At 37.9% G+C, this 19,039-nt stretch carries 17 protein-coding genes; 13 read left to right on the forward strand and 4 right to left on the reverse strand.

From position 1 onward, the window contains the following. Positions 1-128: 128 nt before the first annotated feature. A complete protein-coding gene (locus CQ022_RS03745; RefSeq protein ID WP_105682296.1) occupies positions 129-446 on the reverse strand; it encodes a DMT family transporter in 318 nt (105 codons plus the stop codon). Between the two features lie 262 nt (positions 447-708). On the opposite strand from CQ022_RS03745, the gene mug reads away from it, so the two are divergent. Beyond that, positions 709-1,212 (forward strand): G/U mismatch-specific DNA glycosylase, encoded by a 504-nt coding sequence (gene mug / locus CQ022_RS03750; protein ID WP_105682295.1) that lies wholly within the window; start codon positions 709-711, stop codon positions 1,210-1,212. Positions 1,213-1,215: 3 nt separating this feature from the next. Here the strand turns inward: mug and CQ022_RS03755 are convergent, their stop codons facing one another. The 3 genes from CQ022_RS03755 to CQ022_RS03765 all read right to left on the reverse strand — a co-directional run bounded on the left by CQ022_RS03755 (position 1,216) and on the right by CQ022_RS03765 (position 5,688). Then, complete coding sequence (locus tag CQ022_RS03755) at positions 1,216-1,821, reverse strand: DNA-3-methyladenine glycosylase (RefSeq protein ID WP_105682294.1); 606 nt, start codon at positions 1,819-1,821, stop codon at positions 1,216-1,218. Between the two features lie 286 nt (positions 1,822-2,107). After that, positions 2,108-4,279, reverse strand: a complete 2,172-nt coding sequence (locus tag CQ022_RS03760; RefSeq protein WP_105682293.1) for a S9 family peptidase — start codon at positions 4,277-4,279, stop codon at positions 2,108-2,110. Between the two features lie 14 nt (positions 4,280-4,293). Continuing rightward, positions 4,294-5,688: an aminopeptidase P family protein gene (locus CQ022_RS03765; protein ID WP_105682292.1), complete on the reverse strand. Its 1,395-nt coding sequence runs from the start codon at positions 5,686-5,688 to the stop codon at positions 4,294-4,296. Positions 5,689-5,876: 188 nt separating this feature from the next. Here CQ022_RS03765 and CQ022_RS03770 point away from each other — a divergent pair, with 188 nt between their 5' ends. The 12 genes from CQ022_RS03770 (at position 5,877) to epsC (ending at position 19,024) form a co-directional block, all read left to right on the forward strand. Then, positions 5,877-6,758 carry an AraC family transcriptional regulator gene (locus CQ022_RS03770; RefSeq protein ID WP_105682291.1) on the forward strand — a complete coding sequence of 294 codons (882 nt, stop codon included), beginning with the start codon at positions 5,877-5,879 and terminating at the stop codon, positions 6,756-6,758. 91 nt (positions 6,759-6,849) lie between these two features. After that, positions 6,850-7,755: a dihydrodipicolinate synthase family protein gene (locus CQ022_RS03775; RefSeq protein WP_105682290.1), complete on the forward strand. Its 906-nt coding sequence runs from the start codon at positions 6,850-6,852 to the stop codon at positions 7,753-7,755. Between the two features lie 16 nt (positions 7,756-7,771). After that, on the forward strand, positions 7,772-9,262 hold the full coding sequence (locus tag CQ022_RS03780; protein WP_105682289.1) for an aldehyde dehydrogenase (NADP(+)): 1,491 nt from the start codon (positions 7,772-7,774) through the stop codon (positions 9,260-9,262). Then, a complete protein-coding gene (locus CQ022_RS03785; protein ID WP_105682288.1) occupies positions 9,259-10,257 on the forward strand; it encodes a 4-hydroxyproline epimerase in 999 nt (332 codons plus the stop codon). The genes CQ022_RS03780 and CQ022_RS03785 overlap by 4 nt, the downstream gene beginning before the upstream one ends. 7 nt (positions 10,258-10,264) lie before the next feature. Further along, positions 10,265-11,530, forward strand: a complete 1,266-nt coding sequence (locus CQ022_RS03790) for an NAD(P)/FAD-dependent oxidoreductase (protein ID WP_105682287.1) — start codon at positions 10,265-10,267, stop codon at positions 11,528-11,530. A gap of 87 nt (positions 11,531-11,617) precedes the next feature. Continuing rightward, positions 11,618-13,765: a zinc-dependent metalloprotease gene (locus CQ022_RS03795; RefSeq protein WP_105682286.1), complete on the forward strand. Its 2,148-nt coding sequence runs from the start codon at positions 11,618-11,620 to the stop codon at positions 13,763-13,765. 194 nt (positions 13,766-13,959) lie between these two features. Continuing rightward, positions 13,960-14,454 carry a GNAT family N-acetyltransferase gene (locus tag CQ022_RS03800; RefSeq protein WP_105682285.1) on the forward strand — a complete coding sequence of 165 codons (495 nt, stop codon included), beginning with the start codon at positions 13,960-13,962 and terminating at the stop codon, positions 14,452-14,454. Between the two features lie 256 nt (positions 14,455-14,710). Then, a complete protein-coding gene (locus CQ022_RS03805; protein ID WP_105682284.1) occupies positions 14,711-15,127 on the forward strand; it encodes an RrF2 family transcriptional regulator in 417 nt (138 codons plus the stop codon). 81 nt (positions 15,128-15,208) lie between these two features. Beyond that, positions 15,209-15,922: a phosphoadenylyl-sulfate reductase gene (locus CQ022_RS03810; protein ID WP_105682283.1), complete on the forward strand. Its 714-nt coding sequence runs from the start codon at positions 15,209-15,211 to the stop codon at positions 15,920-15,922. Between the two features lie 12 nt (positions 15,923-15,934). Continuing rightward, the gene (gene cysD, locus CQ022_RS03815) at positions 15,935-16,843 is read left to right on the forward strand and encodes a sulfate adenylyltransferase subunit CysD (protein WP_105682282.1); all 909 of its coding nucleotides are present in this window, start codon (positions 15,935-15,937) and stop codon (positions 16,841-16,843) included. 106 nt (positions 16,844-16,949) lie between these two features. After that, the gene (locus CQ022_RS03820) at positions 16,950-18,188 is read left to right on the forward strand and encodes a sulfate adenylyltransferase subunit 1 (RefSeq protein WP_105682281.1); all 1,239 of its coding nucleotides are present in this window, start codon (positions 16,950-16,952) and stop codon (positions 18,186-18,188) included. A gap of 5 nt (positions 18,189-18,193) precedes the next feature. After that, positions 18,194-19,024: a serine O-acetyltransferase EpsC gene (gene epsC / locus CQ022_RS03825; protein WP_105682280.1), complete on the forward strand. Its 831-nt coding sequence runs from the start codon at positions 18,194-18,196 to the stop codon at positions 19,022-19,024. The last annotated feature ends 15 nt before the right edge of the window (positions 19,025-19,039 follow it).

Below are 19,039 nucleotides of genomic sequence, written 5' to 3' on the forward strand. Positions count from 1 at the left end.
GCTTTATAAAAAATCTAATACATAAAAGAATATCAAAACCAGGAAAAATGAATGTGGTTAGTTTATTATTCGAATGTTGAATAATGTTTTGGCTTAAGACTTCTGATAGTCTTAAGCCATTTTTTACTTTAAAATAATTTGAGACCAACAATACCGACAACAATCAGTAAAGCAGACAATAGTCTTAAAATGCTTGCAGAATCCTGAAAAAAGAGAATTCCAACCAATAGAGTTCCTACCGCACCGATTCCCGTCCAGACAGCATAAGCCGTTCCAATAGGGATGCTTTTCTGAGCATACCAGAGAAATCCTCCACTAACCGTCATACATAGGACCGAAAAGATGATCCAGTTCCATTTACTATTTTCCGGTTGTTGAGATAGTTTAAGCCCCAAAGGCCATCCGATTTCAAAAATTCCTGCAATAATTAATGCAATCCAGTTCATATCACTTGTTTTTAAGATGTTTTGTTATTGATTAAAAGAGTATCATTAAAATGAACTCTTTACCGTAAACAATTTCATCTAATTTACCCGACAAAATTACCGCTATCAATTCGTATTCAGTATTATAATCTGAGTGACACCGCAAAAGAGCTAGATAAAACGTATTTTAAAGAAGATGAAACGTCCTGTATCTTGAGATAAAATTTATCTTTGAACAGCTCAAATACAAATATCAATATCTTTAAATCCTTTTATTATCTATATGCTGACAGATATTATTTCAACCGATCTCAATGTTATTTTTTGCGGAATCAATCCCGGCTTAAAGTCATCAAACGATGGTCATCATTTTTCAGGAAAGAGCAATCGTTTTTGGAAAGTACTTTATCAATCGGGGTTTACACCGTATGAAATAGAAGCCGTACATGATACTTCTCTATTGGATTTCGGATATGGGCTGACCACTGCTGTGGCCAGAGCAACATCCCGTGCGGATGAGCTTTCAAAAGAAGAATTTGATGAATCTCTTGAAAGTTTTACCTCAAAAATAACCAAATACCGACCGAAATATATTGTTTTTCTGGGTAAAGCAGCCTACAAGGCATTTTCTAAAAAGAAAGAAATTCTTTGGGGAGAACAGTCTGAAGATTTCTGTGGAGCAAAAGTCTGGGTTTTACCCAATACGAGCGGGCTAAACCGTGGCTTTTCTCTTGACAGTCTGGTTATACACTATAAAGAATTTTATGATTCAATCAGTACATCCTGACCTTTATACTTTATTGGGTTTACTCACATATTTGTTCCCCTTGACAAAAAACCGCCAGGGCAGAAGCGCATCTTCCTGAGCGTAAGCTACACCTATACGAGGTCCCGTGACAATTTCATCCGGAGTATACGAAATACCGTGATCTTCAATCCAAATCTCCTGTCCGTTCAGATCTTTTTTATTAAAAGAGCGGTCAATTCCCAATGCTTTGGAAGCTGATCCCGGACCTGCGGAAATGGCTGGTTTTGAAGCCGGCATATTTCTTCTCAACTCCATGATTTCTTTACCAATCAAAGGTTCAACAGCTCTCACCAACACTGCGTGAGGATCATCTTCCACAGAAGTGACAATATTGAAAAGATGGTGAATTCCATAGCATAAATACACATAAGAAATTCCGCCATGATGATACAGGGTTTCTGTACGGTCTGTACGCCTGCCTCCATAGGCATGGGAAGCTTTATCTTTAACTCCAAAATAGGCTTCCGTTTCTACAATGATTCCGGCTGTAGTTTCACCATTGAGTTCCGTAAAAAGTATTTTTCCCAAAAGATCCTGAGCCAGAAAAAGAACATCCTGATTGGAATAATAGGAGCGTGGTAGTTTCATGAATGATGTTAGAAATGATTCACTCAAATTTAGTGATAATCATGTAAAAATAGAAGCACTAAGGAAGAAAGGAAACAAAAGGTACCACAAAAGATCACATTTCATAAAATAGTGAGTAATTTGGCACATGCATTGTTGCTTTTAATTTAACATCATTCCACACCACTATAAAAAAATTATAGGTTTTGACACTTATTTTTTCCCTGGAGCAATCCGGGGAATTTTTGTTTAATGCTGTAATGGTTTTACATAATAAAAGCCCCACATTACTGTGAGGCTTTATTACTTATCTTGCTCCCGGAGGGCAGTGTTCTTTCAGGTATTTTGTAAACATAGTGGCAAGATGCAGTGATGTTCCTTCTCCTTCATTAATAGAATGAGTACGGTTAGGATAAGACATCAGCTGAAACTGTTTGTTATATTTTACTAATTCGTTGATATATACTTCTGTATTCTGGTAATGTACATTGTCATCACCTGTTCCGTGAATCAGCAGAAGATTTCCTTTTAAGTTTTTAGCATAAGCCAGTGGAGAACCATTGACAAAATCTTCTCTGTTCTCCTGTGGAAGCCCCATATAGCGTTCCTGATAAATATTGTCATAGAACAACTGATTGGCAACCGGAGCAATGGCAATTCCTGTCTGGTAAATATCAGGATATTGTCCCAAAAGGTTCAGGGTAGAAGAACCGCCACCGCTCCATCCCCAAACAGCAACTCTTGAAGTATCTGCATAAGGCCATTTTGCGAATAAAGCTTTGGCTCCCATTGCCTGATCGCGGATATTAAGCTGTCCTATTTTACGATAAATGGATTTTCTCCATTCGCGTCCTCTTGGGGATGGAGTTCCACGGTTTTCAAGGGAAACGTATAAATAACCATCCTCAGCCATATTTCCTGTATATAGATAATTCCAGCCGGTATAGAAATTATCGGTTACAGTTTGTGATCCCGGTTCTCCATAAACGGTAAAAACAATCGGATACTTTTTATTAGGATCAAAATTTTTAGGCTTTACCACCCATCCGTCGAGTGTAACACCATCCTGTGTGGTAATCTGGAAAAACTCTGCTTTAGATTTTGCAGGATCAGCTTTTGCTGATCTTTTGGCTGCAACCAGTTCTTTATGTTCCGGAAGAGAGATTACAGAGCCTATGGAAATTGAATTGATGCTGTTATTGGTAAACATCGCAATCTTTCCGTTAGGGGATATGGTATAGTTATTAGATCCTGTATAAGATGCCGGAGTTACTTTTTGCGCTTTTCCTCCTTTCATACTTACTTTATACAGGTATTTCTGAGCGGCATTATCAGGAGAAGCCAAAAAGTAAATCAGTTGATTAGGAACATCAAAAAACTCAGGTTTTATAACATCAAAATTATCTTTTGTAAGTAATGTTTCTTTACCGTTCATATCTATTTTATAAATATGTCTCCAGCCGTCTTTTTCAGAAAGCCATAAGAATTCTTTACCATTTTCAATCCAATCCCAGCCGCTCGGATCATTATCGTTCCAACGGGATTTGATATCAATCCATGCAGCATCAGTTTCCGTATGAATGGTTTTACTGCTTCCGGAATTGGCATCTGCTACGATGATTTTACTTTGATTCTGCTTTCTGTTCAGCTGTTGCAGGATTACGGATTTAGAATCCAGCACCCATTCCATTCTCGGAATATAGTTTTGTACTTCATCACCTGCAATATTGGCTTTCTTTGAGGCTTTGGAGGCAAGATCATAAAACCAGATACTGCATCCTGAAGGATTTTCTCCTACTTTTGGATATTCTACAGGAACGGTAAAAGAATACAGGCTATCCGTATTATTGATCATCAGAAAATTCTTAGTTCCTCGTGCATCCATTTTCCAGTAAGCTATTTTACTTCCATCCGGAGACCATCTGAAACCATCCTGAGTTCCAAACTCTTCTTCATATGCCCAGTCAAAAGTACCATTGATCATTCTGTCTGTACCATCATTCGTAATTTTGCTGAGCTGATTATTTGAAAGATCTTCAATATAAATATTATGCTTAGAGACAAAGGCTACTTTTTTTCCATCCGGTGAATATTTTGCAAACATTAGCGATGAAGCAGGCAAATCTTTTCCAAGCTGGGTAAGCTTTTTGGTATTTTTGTCGAAGATCCAGTAATCTCCACGGGTATTGTCCCTCCATACTTTTTTGGTATCGGCAAAAAGCAATAAACTTTTACCATCAGGAGATACCTGAAAACTCTGTACCTGCAGAGCATCAGAACTTCCGGCAGGAACCAGCTCACTACTGTTTAAAAGTGTCTGATCTTTCCCTGGATGCAGTACATCAACAATTTCAACTCCTTTTTTAGTAAATGAATAATACGCATTACCATCAGGAGTCCATTGAGTTTTCTGCGCTGCCAGTGGGGACAAACACAGGAAATACAATGCAATAGCTGTTAGTTTTTTTATGTTCTTCATAAATATGATTTAAATTAAGCTAAATGTTCAGCTCTGTAATTTTCAATTTCTTCAACCGTTTTGATCAGTCCGTTACCTAAAAGTCTGTAACCATTATCTGTTATCAGGAAATCATCTTCCACACGGATTCCTCCGAAATCCCGGTATTCATTTACTTTATCATAATTAATAAAGTCTGCGTTTTTGTTTTCGGACTGCCACATATCAATCAGATCCGGAATCATGTAAATACCAGGTTCAACTGTAACGACAAAACCAGATTCCAGGGCTTTTCCCAAACGTAAAGATTTTAGCCCGAATGTTCTGGTATCTTTTGGCTCTTCCTCCGTATAACCAATATACTGTTCTCCAAGATCTTCCATATCATGAACATCAAGTCCCATCATATGTCCCAGTCCACACTGGAAAAACAGAGTATGAGCATGGTTTTTAACAGCCTCTTCAGGATTTCCTTTCATCAGTCCGAGATCGGTAAGCCCTTCTACCAGATGTTGTGCTGCTTTCAGGTGAATATCTTTAAATCGTACTCCCGGTTTCAGAAGATTCTGAGCCTCATTAAAAGCATTCAGAACAACTTCATACATTTCCTTTTGTTGGGTCGTAAAAGTTTTGCCTGCAGGAAAGGTTCTCGTAAGATCCCCTGCATATCCCATCGCTGTTTCTGCTCCGGAATCATTGAGAAAAAGATCTCCTTCTTTTAAGGTGTTGAGACGGTAATGGTTATGCAGAATCCCTCCATTTATCGTCACAATCGGGGGATAAGACATCTGACATTCTTTGTTGGCCGCAAGATATTGAATCGCATTTGCAATTTCATATTCTTTAATTCCGGGTTTTGCTATTCGCATGGCCAATAAATGCATATCATTAGATACATTCACTGCCTGTTCTATCTGTACAATTTCCTGAGGTTCTTTGATAGAACGCTGTTTTACAATTGCTTTAATCATTTCTGCAGAAGGCTGTAATTCTGCAATTGTAGTCCCAAGAAGATCTCCCAGTAAAATTTTATTAGAAGATTGATAGGGAGGAAGATAATGAACCTTTCTTCCCGAAGCCTGTACTTTTGCAATGTATTGAGAAAGCTCTGTATAAGGCAGCGTTTCCTGTACTCCGGACTTCTGACATCTTTCTTTCAGGGTTTCCTGTCTGCCCATCCATACGATATCATCTATGCTGAGTTCATCTCCGAAAACAATGGTTTTATTTTCATCGATATCCATGATGGCTGCAATACGGGGTTCCTGAATTCCGAAATAATATAAATAAGTACTGTCCTGACGGAAATAATAAGGATTGTGCTCAAAATTCACGGGATTCTCTATATTTCCTAGAAATAACAGGATTCCGCCAGATACATTTCTTTGTAATATTGCTCTTCTGTCTTGATAAGTTTGTGCTGAAAACATATATTATGAATACTTTTTATTTTAAAAGGTTAAAGTTACGATTTTGTACTATTGATAGCCCTTTATTCATTAAAATTAAGAATATGTAAAATTTGGATTTTAATATGATATTCAATGTTCATATTTTGCTTACCTTCAGCAATATTTTAACCTTTAAGAAAATGTTATTCTAATAAAGCCATGATATTATGAAGAGTCTGCAATTTTCTGTTCCTGCTGATACTAACAAGAGTCTTCGCATCCAGGAAGATATAATGCCTAATTTCTATCCTTATTTCCACCGTCATACAGAAACACAGATCATGTGGATTCTTAAAGGGCATGGAACACTGGCCATAGAACAGAATCTCTTTAATTTTGAAGCGGGTGATATTTTCTATCTGGGAGCCAATCAATCCCACGTCTTCAGGGGTAATTTTGAGAAAAATGAAAAACAGAAGGTTCATGCTATTTCTATTTTTTTTGATCCTCATAAAAAGATCTCCGCATTTTTTGATTTACCTGAATTTGAGGAGCTTAAAAATTTCATCAATCATTCAGAAGTAGGTTTTCAGGTATCTTCCAAACTTAAAAAAAATATCGGGGAAAATATTGCAGCATTACAAAAGACAAAAGGAGTAGATCAGATCATTGATTTTATCAGGATTTTAAACCATCTTATGCAAAACAGGCATTTGCATATTCCATTATCTTCAGAAAAGAATCTGCCTGATCTTATTTCTGATACCGACAAAAGAATTATAGATGCCCAGACTTTTATTAAGAAAAATTTCGCCCAAAATAAACTTACGCTAGACCTTATTGCCAAAGAAGCCTGTATGACTCCTCAGGCTTTTTGCCGCTCTTTTAAAAAACGTACCCGCATTACGTATATTGAATATCTGAATGAGCTTCGTGTACAGCGAGCATGCAGACTATTGACAGCCAGCAATATGTACAGTATTTCTTCGGTTGCTTTTAATAGCGGGTTTAGCAGCCTTACCAATTTTAACCGCGTTTTCAAGTCCATTATGAAATATTCACCCAAAGAATACCTTAAGCATTATAAAGAGGTCACCATAGACCAATAAAAGCAACCTGTTAAAATATGGTTAATATCTATTAAAATATTAACATTTACCGTTTTGAAATTCACTTAGTTTTGAATAAATATTATTTGATATGAGTACAAAACTAAACTGGGAAGGAATTTATCCTGCTGTATTAACTCCTTTTACGAAAGAAGGTGAGATCGACTTTGAAATGTTTGCTCTCAATACAGAAGCCCAGATTAAAGCAGGAGTTCACGGAATTATCCTTGCAGGAACATTAGGGGAGGCCAGTGCTTTGGAAACTGAAGAAAAATTTGAGTTGCTGAAATACGCAAAAAAAATAACGCAGGGAAGAATTCCTGTCATTCTTAATCTTTCTGAAAATACAACCAAAAATGCTGTGAACTTTGCACAGAAAGCAAAAGAATTCGGAGCAGACGGCCTTATGCTTCTTCCGCCTATGCGTTATAAAGCTGATAATCGTGAAGTTGTTGAGTATTTCAAAGCAGTGGCTTCTGCTACAGATCTTCCTATTCTTATTTACAACAATCCCGTAGACTACGGAATATATGTTACCCTTGAAATGTTTGAGGAGCTTATTGAATATCCAACCATTCAGGCTGTTAAAGAATCAACGAGAGATCTGGCGAATGTAACCCGAATGATTAACCGTTTCGGAAAAAGGATCAAAATTCTTGGAGGTGTAGATACAATTTGCCTGGAAACCCTGATGCTTGGAGCTGATGGCCTTGTGGCAGGTCTTGTAGATGCCTTTCCTAATGAAACCATGGCGATGTATAACTACGCAAAAGCCAATGAATATGACAAAGCTGTAGCAATCTACAGATGGTTTATGCCTTTGCTGGAGCTGGATATTCATCCTAAACTTATCCAGTATATCAAACTGGCGGCGGCGGCAGAAGGAATAAGCAATCCCTATGTGAGAGCTCCACGTCTTGAACTCCATGGAGAGGAAGCTGAAAAAGTTCAAAAAATCATTGAAGAAGGTAGGGCTAATCGTCCGGTACTCAATTAACACCTGAAAAATAATTATGATTGAAGAAACATCAAAAGAAAATATTGATAAAAGAATTCAGAGGGCTGCTGAAGCTTTTCAGTTCCTGAAGAATACCACCATCAATGAACGGGCAGAATTTATGAATGCTGTTGCTGATCAGATTGAAGCTTTGGGAGAAGAACTTTTGGCAGTTACTCACGCTGAAACGTCATTGCCTCTAGCAAGACTTACGGGTGAAAAGGCCAGAACAGTAGGACAATGGAGAAGTTATGCAAAAGCTGTTGCTGCCGGAATATATACAGAACCCAGAATTGATCTTGCCCAGCCGGAAAAACAAAAAGGAGATCTCCGAAAATACCATGTAGGCATTGGAACTGTCGTTGTTTTTGGAGCCAGTAATTTTCCGTTTGCATTTTCTACAGCGGGAGGAGATACAGCAAGTGCTATTGGGGCAGGCTGTCCTGTGATTGTAAAGGCACATCCGGCACACCCAAAGACTTCACAAATAATGGCTGATGCTATAAATACCGTTGTTACAGCTTTTGGATGGCCTGAAGGGATCTTTAGCCATATTACCGGAACATCTTATGAAACCGGAGCTTACCTGACTCAGCATTCGGATATCCAGGCCGTTGCATTTACCGGTTCTTTACAAGGGGGAAAGGCTTTGTTTGATATTGCTAACCGTCGTGAAAATCCTATTCCGGTGTTTGCCGAAATGGGAAGTATCAATCCTGTATTTGCTTTTCAAAACTTACTTGAAACTAAAGCTGAAATATTAGCAAAAGAATATATGGCTTCTTTAACGCTAGGAGTAGGTCAGTTTTGTACAAATCCGGGATTATTTATTGCATTGAAAGGGAATTCTCTTGATCGCTTTATCAACACATTAAAAGATGAAATTCTGAATGTTGCTCCTGCGAATATGCTTCACAAAGGGATATTGGAAAGCTTTGAAAAACATAAAAATATTGCGATAGAACAACCGAATGTTGAAATAATTGCTTCGGCAAACACCACAACAGAAGATGGTCAAGGACATGCTTCCATTATAAAAACAAATGCTCAGACCTTCCTGAATAATCCTGTATTGAGTGAAGAAGTTTTCGGACCATTTGGTATTGTTGTGGTATGTGAAACAATTGATGAAATCAGAGAAATCGCCCATCAGCTAAAAGGACAATTGACGATTACGGTAGCCGCTACTGATGAAGACCTACGTGATAATCTTACGTTAGTCAGCCTTCTGAAAGATAAATGCGGAAGACTGTTATTCAACGGAATGCCTACAGGAGTGGAAGTAGTTTATGCCATGCAGCATGGCGGTCCGTTTCCCTCTACCACAGATTCTCGTTTTACTTCTGTAGGACCGGATGCTGTAAAACGATTTGTTCGTCCTATTTCTTTTCAAAACTGGCCGGATGAATTTTTACCCGAAGAGTTAAAGAATGACAATCCATTGCAGATCAGCAGAATGGTGGATGGAGAAATGAATTCAGGATCATTAAAATTACAGACGACATGAACAGAACATTTTTTTGTATAGATTCACATACCTGTGGATGTCCTGTACGCCTTGTTGCAGGAGGAGCGCCTATTTTAAAAGGAAATTCCATGATGGAGCGCCGGCTTCATTTCATGAAAGAATATGACTGGATAAGACAGGGATTAATGTTTGAACCCCGGGGCCATGATATGATGAGCGGAAGTATTCTGTATCCTCCTGCTGATGAAAATAATGATATCGGGGTTTTATATATTGAAACCAGCGGATGTCTTCCCATGTGCGGGCACGGAACAATTGGGACGGTTACTATTGCCATAGAAGAAGGTCTTGTTGTACCTAAAATTCCCGGGAAACTACGTCTTGAAACACCTGCAGGACTTATCCTCATAGATTATGTACAGGAAGGGAAAAAAGTAAAATCGGTAAAACTAACGAATGTAAAGTCTTTTCTGTATACGGAAAATCTGGAAGTTGAATGCCCGGATCTTGGATTAATCAGTGCCGATGTAGCCTATGGCGGAAACTTTTATGCTATTATAGATCCTCAGGAAAATTATAGAGATATTTCTGATTTTACAGCCAGCCAGCTCATCCATTATGGAAAACTTATCAGAAAATTACTCAATGAAAAGTATGAATTTATTCATCCTGAAATTGAACACATTACCGGATTAAGCCATATTCAATGGACGGGTATACCTACAGATCCTAAAGCAAGTGGGAGAAATGCGGTATTGGTAGGTGAAAATGCCTTGGACCGCTCACCATGTGGCACAGGAACTTCTGCAAGAATGGCGCAGTGGCATGCTAAAGGAAAACTCAAAAAAGGAGAAGAATTTATCCATGAAAGCTATATTGGTTCTCAGTTTATTGGCAGAATTGAAGAGACCGCAGCTGTAGATGGAAGATCAGCCATTATCCCATCAGTAGAAGGCTGGGCAAGAATTACCGGATATAATCATATTATTATTGATGATGAAGATCCTTATTGGCAGGGTTTTCAGGTAATGTAACACGCATATGACACAGAATAAAGGAAAAGCACTGATCATTGGTGCAGGAATAGCAGGATTAAGCTCAGCCTATTACCTTTTACAGAAAGGATGGCAGGTGGAGATTCTAGAACAAAATGATCTTACCAACAACTGTTCTTATGGAAATGCAGGAATGATTGTACCCAGTCATTTTACCCCATTGGCCGCACCGGGAGTTGTTGCTCAGGGAATACGCTGGATGTTTGACAGTAAAAGTCCGTTTTATGTGAAGCCTTCACTCAACTCCAAACTGATATCCTGGGGATTACAGTTTTTGAAACATTCCAACCAGAAACATGTTGATCATTCAGCAGCAGCCATCCGTGATCTTAATCTTGCAAGCAGCAAACTTTATAATGACATCGCAGAAACAGATGGTTTTGATTTTGAACTTAATCAAAATGGTATTCTGATGCTTTATAAAACAGAGAAAGTAGCAGAAGAGGAAATTGAGCTTGCCTACAAAGCAATGAATATGGGATTATCAGTGGATATTCTTAACAAAAAAGAAATTCAGGAACTGGAACCCCATACACAACTGGACGTCATTGGCGGAATCAATTATAAATGTGACGGTCATATGAATCCGGTAAAGCTGATGAAACAAATGATCGCCTATCTTAAAAATAACAATGTCATTTTTCATACCCATCATAAAGTAACAGGTTTTGAGACTTCCGGAAACAATATTAAAACTGTCATTGCCAATGGTAAGCAATTTACCGCAGACCGATTTATTATGACAGGAGGTTCATTCTTACCTGAGCTCGCTCAAAAAGCAGGTCTTTCCATTCAATTAATGCCCGGGAAAGGTTACTCATTGATGCATAGTCCCAACAATCCTCTTCATAAAATGGAACATGCTGCCTTATTACTCGAAGCAAGAGTAGCGGTAACTCCTATGAACGGGCAAATCCGTTTTGGCGGAACCATGGAACTGGCTTCCCATAAGGAGAAAATTAATATGAAAAGGGTAGAAGGAATCATCCGTTCTATTCCTAAGTATTTACCCGATTTCCAGATGGAAATACCCAAAGAATCAGAAATCTGGTTTGGATACAGACCCTGCGCTCCGGATGGCCTTCCGTATTTAGGTCAATCTTCGAAATTAAAAAATCTAATTATTGCCGGAGGTGGTGGAATGATGGGACTAAGTCTTGGACCCATTTTCGGAAAAACAGTCTCTGAACTTGCCAATGACCAAAAGCCAACGGTTGAGATAAAGATATTCAACCCTGAAAGATTTAATTAAAAAACATCACATAACACACAAAAAAAAATTATGCCTAAAACCATTTAATTATTCAAATAATTTATTAACACCCAAATCCAAAAAATCATGAAAAAATTTAAATTACTACTACTTGTTTCCCTATTTCCAATAATAGGTTTTGCTCAAGAAAACAGACCTCATGAGTGTAAAGCAGATGAAATGATGAAAAGACATTTTGAACTGCACCCTAAATCTAAGGCTGAATATGAAAATTTTGAAAAATTCACCAAAGATTTTGTAAAAAAAATGGAATCAAACAAAACTCCATTGAATAAAAAGGTGAATGCTCCCACCTATATCATCCCTGTGGTTTTTCATGTGTATGGAGAATCTCAGAGTAATGTAAAAGTAAATTACCAAAAAGTAGTTGACTTACTGCAACAAATCAACTTAAATTTCAATGGAATCAACACTGATTCAAACACTATAGATTCTTACTTCCAGCCTATTAGGGGCACATTAAGTATTGAATTCCGCTTAGCTAAAATTGATCCAACAGGAAAAGCAACAAGCGGAGTGGTATTTCATCCTTTCAAAGGTGGATATGGCAACGGTGGCGGATATGATGCACAAATTGGCACAGATGCCTGGGATAATACAAAGTATATGAATGTGTATATACAAAATGATCTATATGCTGATAAAGATTTATATCAATCAGGTGTTGCCTGGTATCCGGATTCATACATGACTTCAGTAAATACAGCCAGAGTTGTTTATAATGGCCGTTATATATATGATGCTGCAGGAACTGTGGCTTCAAACGAGTTTTCTGACACATTCACTCACGAATTCGGGCATTGGTTAAATCTTCAACATACCTTTAATGTTCTTTGTTCAACGGGTAACCCTGGTAATGATGGTGACGGAGTTGCTGACACCCCTGTAGAAAATAATTCTAATGGATTAGGATGTAACTCTGGAAATAATTGTCTTGGACAAAAAGTGAACGTTGAAAACTATATGGGATACAACGGCTCTTCCGGTTGTTATAAAATGTTTACCAATGGACAAGTCAACAGAATGTTAGCCGCATTAAACCACCCTTCAAGAATAAATTTATGGCAGCCCGCAAACTTAGCAGCAACCGGTGTTGCCAATACTCCGCCTAGATTAACTCTTAGCAACAGTACATTTACTGAAAACTTAAACAATAATGGTAAAGTATCATTAGATGGAACAGTAGCATCTACTCCAATCTCAACCATTACCCTAAACGGAGCAACATTTGGCGTATCGAATGGAACAACTCTTATTGCAGGAACCCATTTCACTTCTTCATTACCCGCAGGACTAACAGCAACGATAGTCGTTACAAGTCCTACTACTGCAACACTTACTATAAATGGTGCGGCAACCAGTCATCCTAAAAGCCAGGTTCTCAATTCATCAATTACGTTCCTTAATCCAGCCATAACAGGAGGTGCAACATCATTAGGATCCACAACAGCTTTAGCATTAACTTTTTCTTATAAAGATCCTTATAAAATAGTTACCGGAACTCCTCTGGAAAGTTATGCCAATCCAACACCAACAACAGTAACAACTAACTCTGGAGCAACCTGGAAATATTTTATCATTAACCCGGAGCTTAGTGATGATGCTGGGTATGGTGCCTGGTACTATGCTACCAATCAATTAAAATTTGAAACCTATTGGAAAGGATTAGTATGCGAAACAGGAACCAGAAATATTAGCCTAATTCCAGCCTGCACCACCATAACGAATGCCAGTAATATAGGTTATCCTACTTATACTCCTGGACAACTTGATGTCTACAGTCCTACATATACTACCTGGTCTGGCAAAACCGCTTATGTTGGTTTTAGAAACCAATTCGAAGGCTACAATATTAACGGCTATTTCAAACTGATTGCTGGGGCCAATGGATCAGGTTATTCTGTAACTGAGTTTGGCTACAACACACAACCATATGGCAGTATTACAACACCTTGTGCATTACCATTATCCACTGCAGACATTGATATAACAAACTCAGAAACATCCGTCTATCCAAATCCGGTTTCTGATGTATTGAATATTAAAACAAAAGGGAAAATTAAATCAATTGCTGTTTATGACATGTTTGGAAGAAATATGAATGCTAAAATTGTTGGTGATAAGGTGGATGTTAAACACTTCCTAAGCGGAACTTATTTAATTGATATTGAAACCACTTTAGGAAAATCTTCCCAAAAATTCATTAAAAAATAGAATCAAACTCAAAGCAGTTACAGACTGGTTTAAAACGTTTTAAATAACAAAAACACTTTTCTCAGAAATATGAATAATAGTTTAGTATTCATATGCAGAGTAGATTGGGCTTCATTGTAAGCCCAATTTTTTATCCTATTTATGAGCAGTTCTCCATTTATTTATGTAATTTTATTCTTTGATAACAATATTCAGTGCATTATAAAAACGACACCATCACCATCCGCGAATTTACTCCCGAAGAATTCCCTTTATTTTCTGGTCTTTTTGAAAATGAAAATGTTACCAGGTATCTGCCTTACAAGACTCCGGAAGAGTATAAAGAAATGTTTGACAAGGCATTATCTGATTACACAGAAGGAACCTTCAGCAGATGGGGAATATTTAATACCCAAAATCAGGATTTTGTAGGAATGTGCCTCGCAAGAATCTTCCTTGACCATCCGGAACAACTAGAAATCGGCTATACCTTAGGAGAAGAGTATTGGGGTAAAGGACTTGGAACTGAAGTTTGTAAAGCTCTTGTTGATTATTGTTCTTCACTGAATTCTCAGAAAGATATTGTGGCTGTTACCGATCTTGATAATATAGGATCTCAAAAAGTACTTTTAAAAAGTGGCTTCAGCAGAATTGAAAATCTGATACGAGAGGATAGAGAACTGGCTTACTTTATATTGGAGAAAGGGTAAACTTATTGAGTATCTTTTTCCCACAGATTTCACAGATTTACCCAGATGTTTGTGCATATTTTTAGACTAAAATAACCTCAGACAATAAAAATCTTTGCTTTTTTTAAGCTTAATTAAACTTCTCGAGAGTTTATTTCTTACTTAAAATCAACTTAAGTGTTTTTAAAATCTTTTGTGACTTTTGTGGTTAAATACAAAGTCTTCAACCCTAAAAACATTTCATTTATACAATAATTTATCATAACTTGCAGGAATTATGATGTCGAAACGTTGCAAATATGCGCTTAAAGCAATGGTCAGATTAGCAAGGAATTATAACCAGGGCTTTCTGCCAACCTCCGTTATTGCACAAGACGAAAACATCCCCAAGAAATTTCTGGAACAAATTCTTCTCGAACTTAAAAGAGCCAAACTGGTCAACAGTAAACAAGGCAAAGTAGGAGGGTATTACTTACTGAAATCACCCGACGATGTCTCATTAGCAGACATTTATCGTATTTTTGATGGGCCTATTGCTCTTACGCCATGTGTATCTCTAAATTTTTATGAAGCATGCGATGATTGCGTAGATGAAGCGGTCTGTTACTTAAGAAAAGAATTAATGATCGTTCGTGAAAAGACCAGAACAAGCATGATGGAGGCCACTCTGACTAAGTTTATCAATAACAATTAATTTTTTTTATTTAAATTCTACTATTTTGATAGGAGTTATAGAATTTTGTATATATTTGCAAGACTTAAATCTCAATTCAAAATGAACAACAGTCTGGAAAATGAATACGAAAATCTTGTAAAAGAGGCTAGTGAAGCTTCTTTTCAAACGAATGGACTGCAAATACTGACCGAAAGATTCCCGGGAGAAGTTATCTTTTCAACCAGTTTCAGTTACGAAGATCAGGTGATCACTCATCTGATAAAAGATTTAACTATTGAAATATTCACACTTGATACCGGAAGACTTTTTGAACAGACCTACGAAACCTGGACCTCCACAAAAGCTTTTTTCAAAAAGAATATCAAAGCCTACTATCCGGATACGGAAGAACTCAGAGCATTTGTCACAGAAAATGGTCCGGATTCATTCTATCAGTCCGTAGAGAAAAGGAAAGCATGTTGTACCATCCGAAAGGTTCATCCTCTGAGAAAAGCACTGGAAGGCTATAAAGTATGGGTTACAGGCCTGAGGTCAGAACATTCTCCCAACAGACAAAATATGCCCCAGCTGGAATGGGATCCGGATAACAGGATTATCAAATTTCATCCTATTCTACACTGGACCACAGAACAGGTGACAGCCTATGTAAAGGATCATCATCTGCCCTACAATCATCTTCATAAAAAAGGATTTGTAAGCATAGGATGTGCGCCCTGTACCAGAGCCATCAAAGAAGGAGAAGATTTCAGAGCAGGCCGTTGGTGGTGGGAAGATGCCAACAAAAAAGAATGCGGTCTGCATATTCATCAATAAAAAAAGAAAAAAATGTCAATACATCAGTTCAATTATTTAGATCAGTTAGAAGCTGAATCTATTTATATATTAAGAGAAGTAGCGGGTCAGTTTGAACGTCCTGCCTTATTATTCAGTGGAGGAAAAGACAGTATTGTGCTGGCTCATCTGGCCAAAAAAGCATTCTTCCATGGCAAAATACCGTTTACCTTTGTTCATGTAGATACCGGACACAACTTTCCGGAAGTGTTGGATTTTCGTGATCAGCTGGTAAAGCAGTTAGAGGTCAATCTGGCGGTAAGGAAAGTGGAAGACACGATAAAAAGTAAAAAATTAACGGAAGCCAAAGGTAAATTTCCAAGCAGAAACTGGCTGCAAACCTATACACTTCTTGATACGATTGAAGAATTTGAATTTGATGCCTGTATCGGAGGAGCCAGAAGAGATGAGGAAAAAGCAAGAGCAAAAGAAAGAATATTTTCCGTCCGTGATGAATTCGGGCAATGGGATCCTAAACTTCAGCGTCCCGAGCTATGGAATATCTTCAACGGAAAAATTCACAAAGGAGAAAATGTAAGAATTTTCCCAATCAGCAACTGGACTGAGCTTGACATCTGGAACTATATCCGCAGAGAGAAAATTGCACTTCCTTCCATTTATTTTTCGCATGAAAGAGAAGTGGTAGACTTTAACGGTCAATGGCTTGCCAATTCCTCACACGTCTTTTTAGAGCCGGAGGATATTATCACCACCAAAAAAATACGTTACCGAACTGTAGGCGATATGACCTGCACTGCTGCTGTAGAATCCAATGCTGTAACCATTGATGCGGTAATCGATGAAATTGTAGCCACCAGAATTTCAGAACGCGGAGAAACCAGAATTGACGACAGAGTGACAGAAGCCGCCATGGAAGACAGAAAAAAAGGAGGCTATTTCTAGATAAGCAATCAGCAATGAGTAATAAGTAATAGAATAGACAGCTTTTACTTCTTAACCACAGAATATTACTCATTACCAATTACTCATTATTTATAACAAAAATCGGATGGATATATTAAGATTTATAACAGCAGGAAGCGTAGATGACGGTAAAAGTACCCTTATTGGCAGACTGCTTTACGATAGCAAAAGTATTTTACAGGATCAATTGGAAGTCCTTGAAAAACATTCTAAAAATAAAAATGAAGACGGGGTAGACCTTGCTCTTCTAACAGACGGATTGCGTGCGGAAAGAGAACAGGGAATCACGATTGATGTTGCCTACCGTTATTTTTCAACCGCAAAAAGAAAATTTATCATTGCTGATGCTCCCGGGCATGTACAATATACCCGTAATATGATCACCGGAGCATCCAATTCTGATCTGATGGTCATTCTGATCGATGCCCGAAAAGGTGTGATAGAACAGACCAGAAGACATTCCATTATTGCCTCTTTATTACAGTTGAAGAAAGTTGCAGTAGCCATCAACAAAATGGATATGGTGGATTATGCAGAAGATGTTTTTGAAAATATAAAATCAGAATATGCAAAAATTGCAGAAAATCTGGGATTAAATGACGTAAGTTATTTTCCGATCTCCGCATTAAAAGGAGATAATATTGTTTCAAAATCTTCCAGAACAGATTGGTATGAAGGAAATTCTCTTCTTGAGTATCTTGAAGAAGTAACCCTACATGAACAAAAAAACAACGGAAGCCGTTTTCAGGTTCAGTATGTGATTCGTCCTCAAACGGAGGAACTGCATGATTACAGAGGCTATGCCGGACAGATACTTAGTGGAAAATTCATCAAAGGAGACAAAATCCATATTCTTCCGGCAGATCTTACCAATGAAATCACTAAAATTGAAATCAATGGTGTTGAAAAAGAAGAAGCATTTGAAGGTCAACCCGCTGTTATCCACCTTGCTCACGATGTAGATGTCAGCAGAGGAGATATTTTTGCAACGGAAGAACATGTTCCTGCGGTTGAAAAAGACCTTGAAATTCTGTTATGCTGGCTTGATCAGAAACCTTTGCAGCCAGGGAATAAATATCTGTTGCAACAGAATAGCAGACTTGTCAAAGCCGTTGTAAAAGAAGTAGATTACAAGATCAATGTCAATACCCTTATCCGGGAACAGGCGGATGGAGAAATTAAACTGAACGAAATTGTAAAAGTTACCCTTCGAACGGCACAGCCTTTGGTCTATGACAGCTTTACCAATAATAAAACAACGGGCTCTGCCATTTTGGTAGATGAAACGTCCAATTCAACGGTAGCAGCCTGTATAATTCAATAGAAAAAATGGCAATTCCCGATCAATTAATTGAAAGAATTCATCAGACAAAGCAAAACAGCATTCATGGATTCTTTGATAAAATAAAGACCAAAAAATGGGTTAAGGATTTGTATGAAACACTTTTCCTGCCTCAGACTGACAATACTGAAGAGCAACTGAAAAGAAATTTCGAAGCCCTGCAGGAAACACTATCTGACTTAATTAATACCGTTGTAGGAGATAAAGATCTTACTGAAAAACAAGTCAATCAATTTTTTGAAGCCTTGCCGACACTGTATGATCAGTTGGTTCTGGATGCAAAATCTATTCTGGAATTTGATCCCGCAGCAGATTCTCTGGAAGAGGTATATCTGGCATATCCGGGCTTTTTTGCCACCTATGTCTACCGTATTTCGCACCAGCTTTGGAGTCAGGAAGTGAAGATTCTACCGCGTGTCATTTCAGAATATGCACACAGTAAAACCGGAATTGATATTCATCCCGGAGCTACCATCGGCAAATCTTTTTTTATTGATCACGGAACAGGAATAGTGATTGGAGAAACAACCATTATTGGAAACAATGTCAAAATCTATCAGGGAGTAACCCTCGGAGCCTTGAATGTTTCCAAAGAAAAAGCCCATCAGAAAAGGCATCCCAATATTGAAGATGATGTGATTATCTATTCGGGAGCCACCATTCTGGGAGGTGAAACAACTATAGGCAGAGAAAGTATCATAGGAGGAAATGTCTGGGTAACCCAGGATGTTCCTGCCAACTCTCTGGTCTACCACAAAAGTGAAATAAAAATAAAGGATAATACTTCATTACCGGAATCATTAACCTTTGTGATTTAAAAAAAACAAAAAAGT

The sequence above is a fragment of the Chryseobacterium culicis genome, from assembly GCF_002979755.1.
Taxonomy (GTDB): Bacteria; Bacteroidota; Bacteroidia; order Flavobacteriales; family Weeksellaceae; genus Chryseobacterium; species Chryseobacterium culicis_A.

What these genes read in the sequence shown, in the direction of transcription:
- CQ022_RS03745 (WP_105682296.1), bottom strand. Translation starts at nt 446, where the DNA reads ATGAACTGGATTGCATTAATTATTGCAGGAATTTTTGAAATCGGATGG.
- mug (WP_105682295.1), top strand. Translation starts at nt 709, where the DNA reads ATGCTGACAGATATTATTTCAACCGATCTCAATGTTATTTTTTGCGGA.
- CQ022_RS03755 (WP_105682294.1), bottom strand. Translation starts at nt 1,821, where the DNA reads ATGAAACTACCACGCTCCTATTATTCCAATCAGGATGTTCTTTTTCTG.
- CQ022_RS03760 (WP_105682293.1), bottom strand. Translation starts at nt 4,279, where the DNA reads ATGAAGAACATAAAAAAACTAACAGCTATTGCATTGTATTTCCTGTGT.
- CQ022_RS03765 (WP_105682292.1), bottom strand. Translation starts at nt 5,688, where the DNA reads ATGTTTTCAGCACAAACTTATCAAGACAGAAGAGCAATATTACAAAGA.
- CQ022_RS03770 (WP_105682291.1), top strand. Translation starts at nt 5,877, where the DNA reads ATGAAGAGTCTGCAATTTTCTGTTCCTGCTGATACTAACAAGAGTCTT.
- CQ022_RS03775 (WP_105682290.1), top strand. Translation starts at nt 6,850, where the DNA reads ATGAGTACAAAACTAAACTGGGAAGGAATTTATCCTGCTGTATTAACT.
- CQ022_RS03780 (WP_105682289.1), top strand. Translation starts at nt 7,772, where the DNA reads ATGATTGAAGAAACATCAAAAGAAAATATTGATAAAAGAATTCAGAGG.
- CQ022_RS03785 (WP_105682288.1), top strand. Translation starts at nt 9,259, where the DNA reads ATGAACAGAACATTTTTTTGTATAGATTCACATACCTGTGGATGTCCT.
- CQ022_RS03790 (WP_105682287.1), top strand. Translation starts at nt 10,265, where the DNA reads ATGACACAGAATAAAGGAAAAGCACTGATCATTGGTGCAGGAATAGCA.
- CQ022_RS03795 (WP_105682286.1), top strand. Translation starts at nt 11,618, where the DNA reads ATGAAAAAATTTAAATTACTACTACTTGTTTCCCTATTTCCAATAATA.
- CQ022_RS03805 (WP_105682284.1), top strand. Translation starts at nt 14,711, where the DNA reads ATGATGTCGAAACGTTGCAAATATGCGCTTAAAGCAATGGTCAGATTA.
- CQ022_RS03810 (WP_105682283.1), top strand. Translation starts at nt 15,209, where the DNA reads ATGAACAACAGTCTGGAAAATGAATACGAAAATCTTGTAAAAGAGGCT.
- cysD (WP_105682282.1), top strand. Translation starts at nt 15,935, where the DNA reads ATGTCAATACATCAGTTCAATTATTTAGATCAGTTAGAAGCTGAATCT.
- CQ022_RS03820 (WP_105682281.1), top strand. Translation starts at nt 16,950, where the DNA reads ATGGATATATTAAGATTTATAACAGCAGGAAGCGTAGATGACGGTAAA.
- epsC (WP_105682280.1), top strand. Translation starts at nt 18,194, where the DNA reads ATGGCAATTCCCGATCAATTAATTGAAAGAATTCATCAGACAAAGCAA.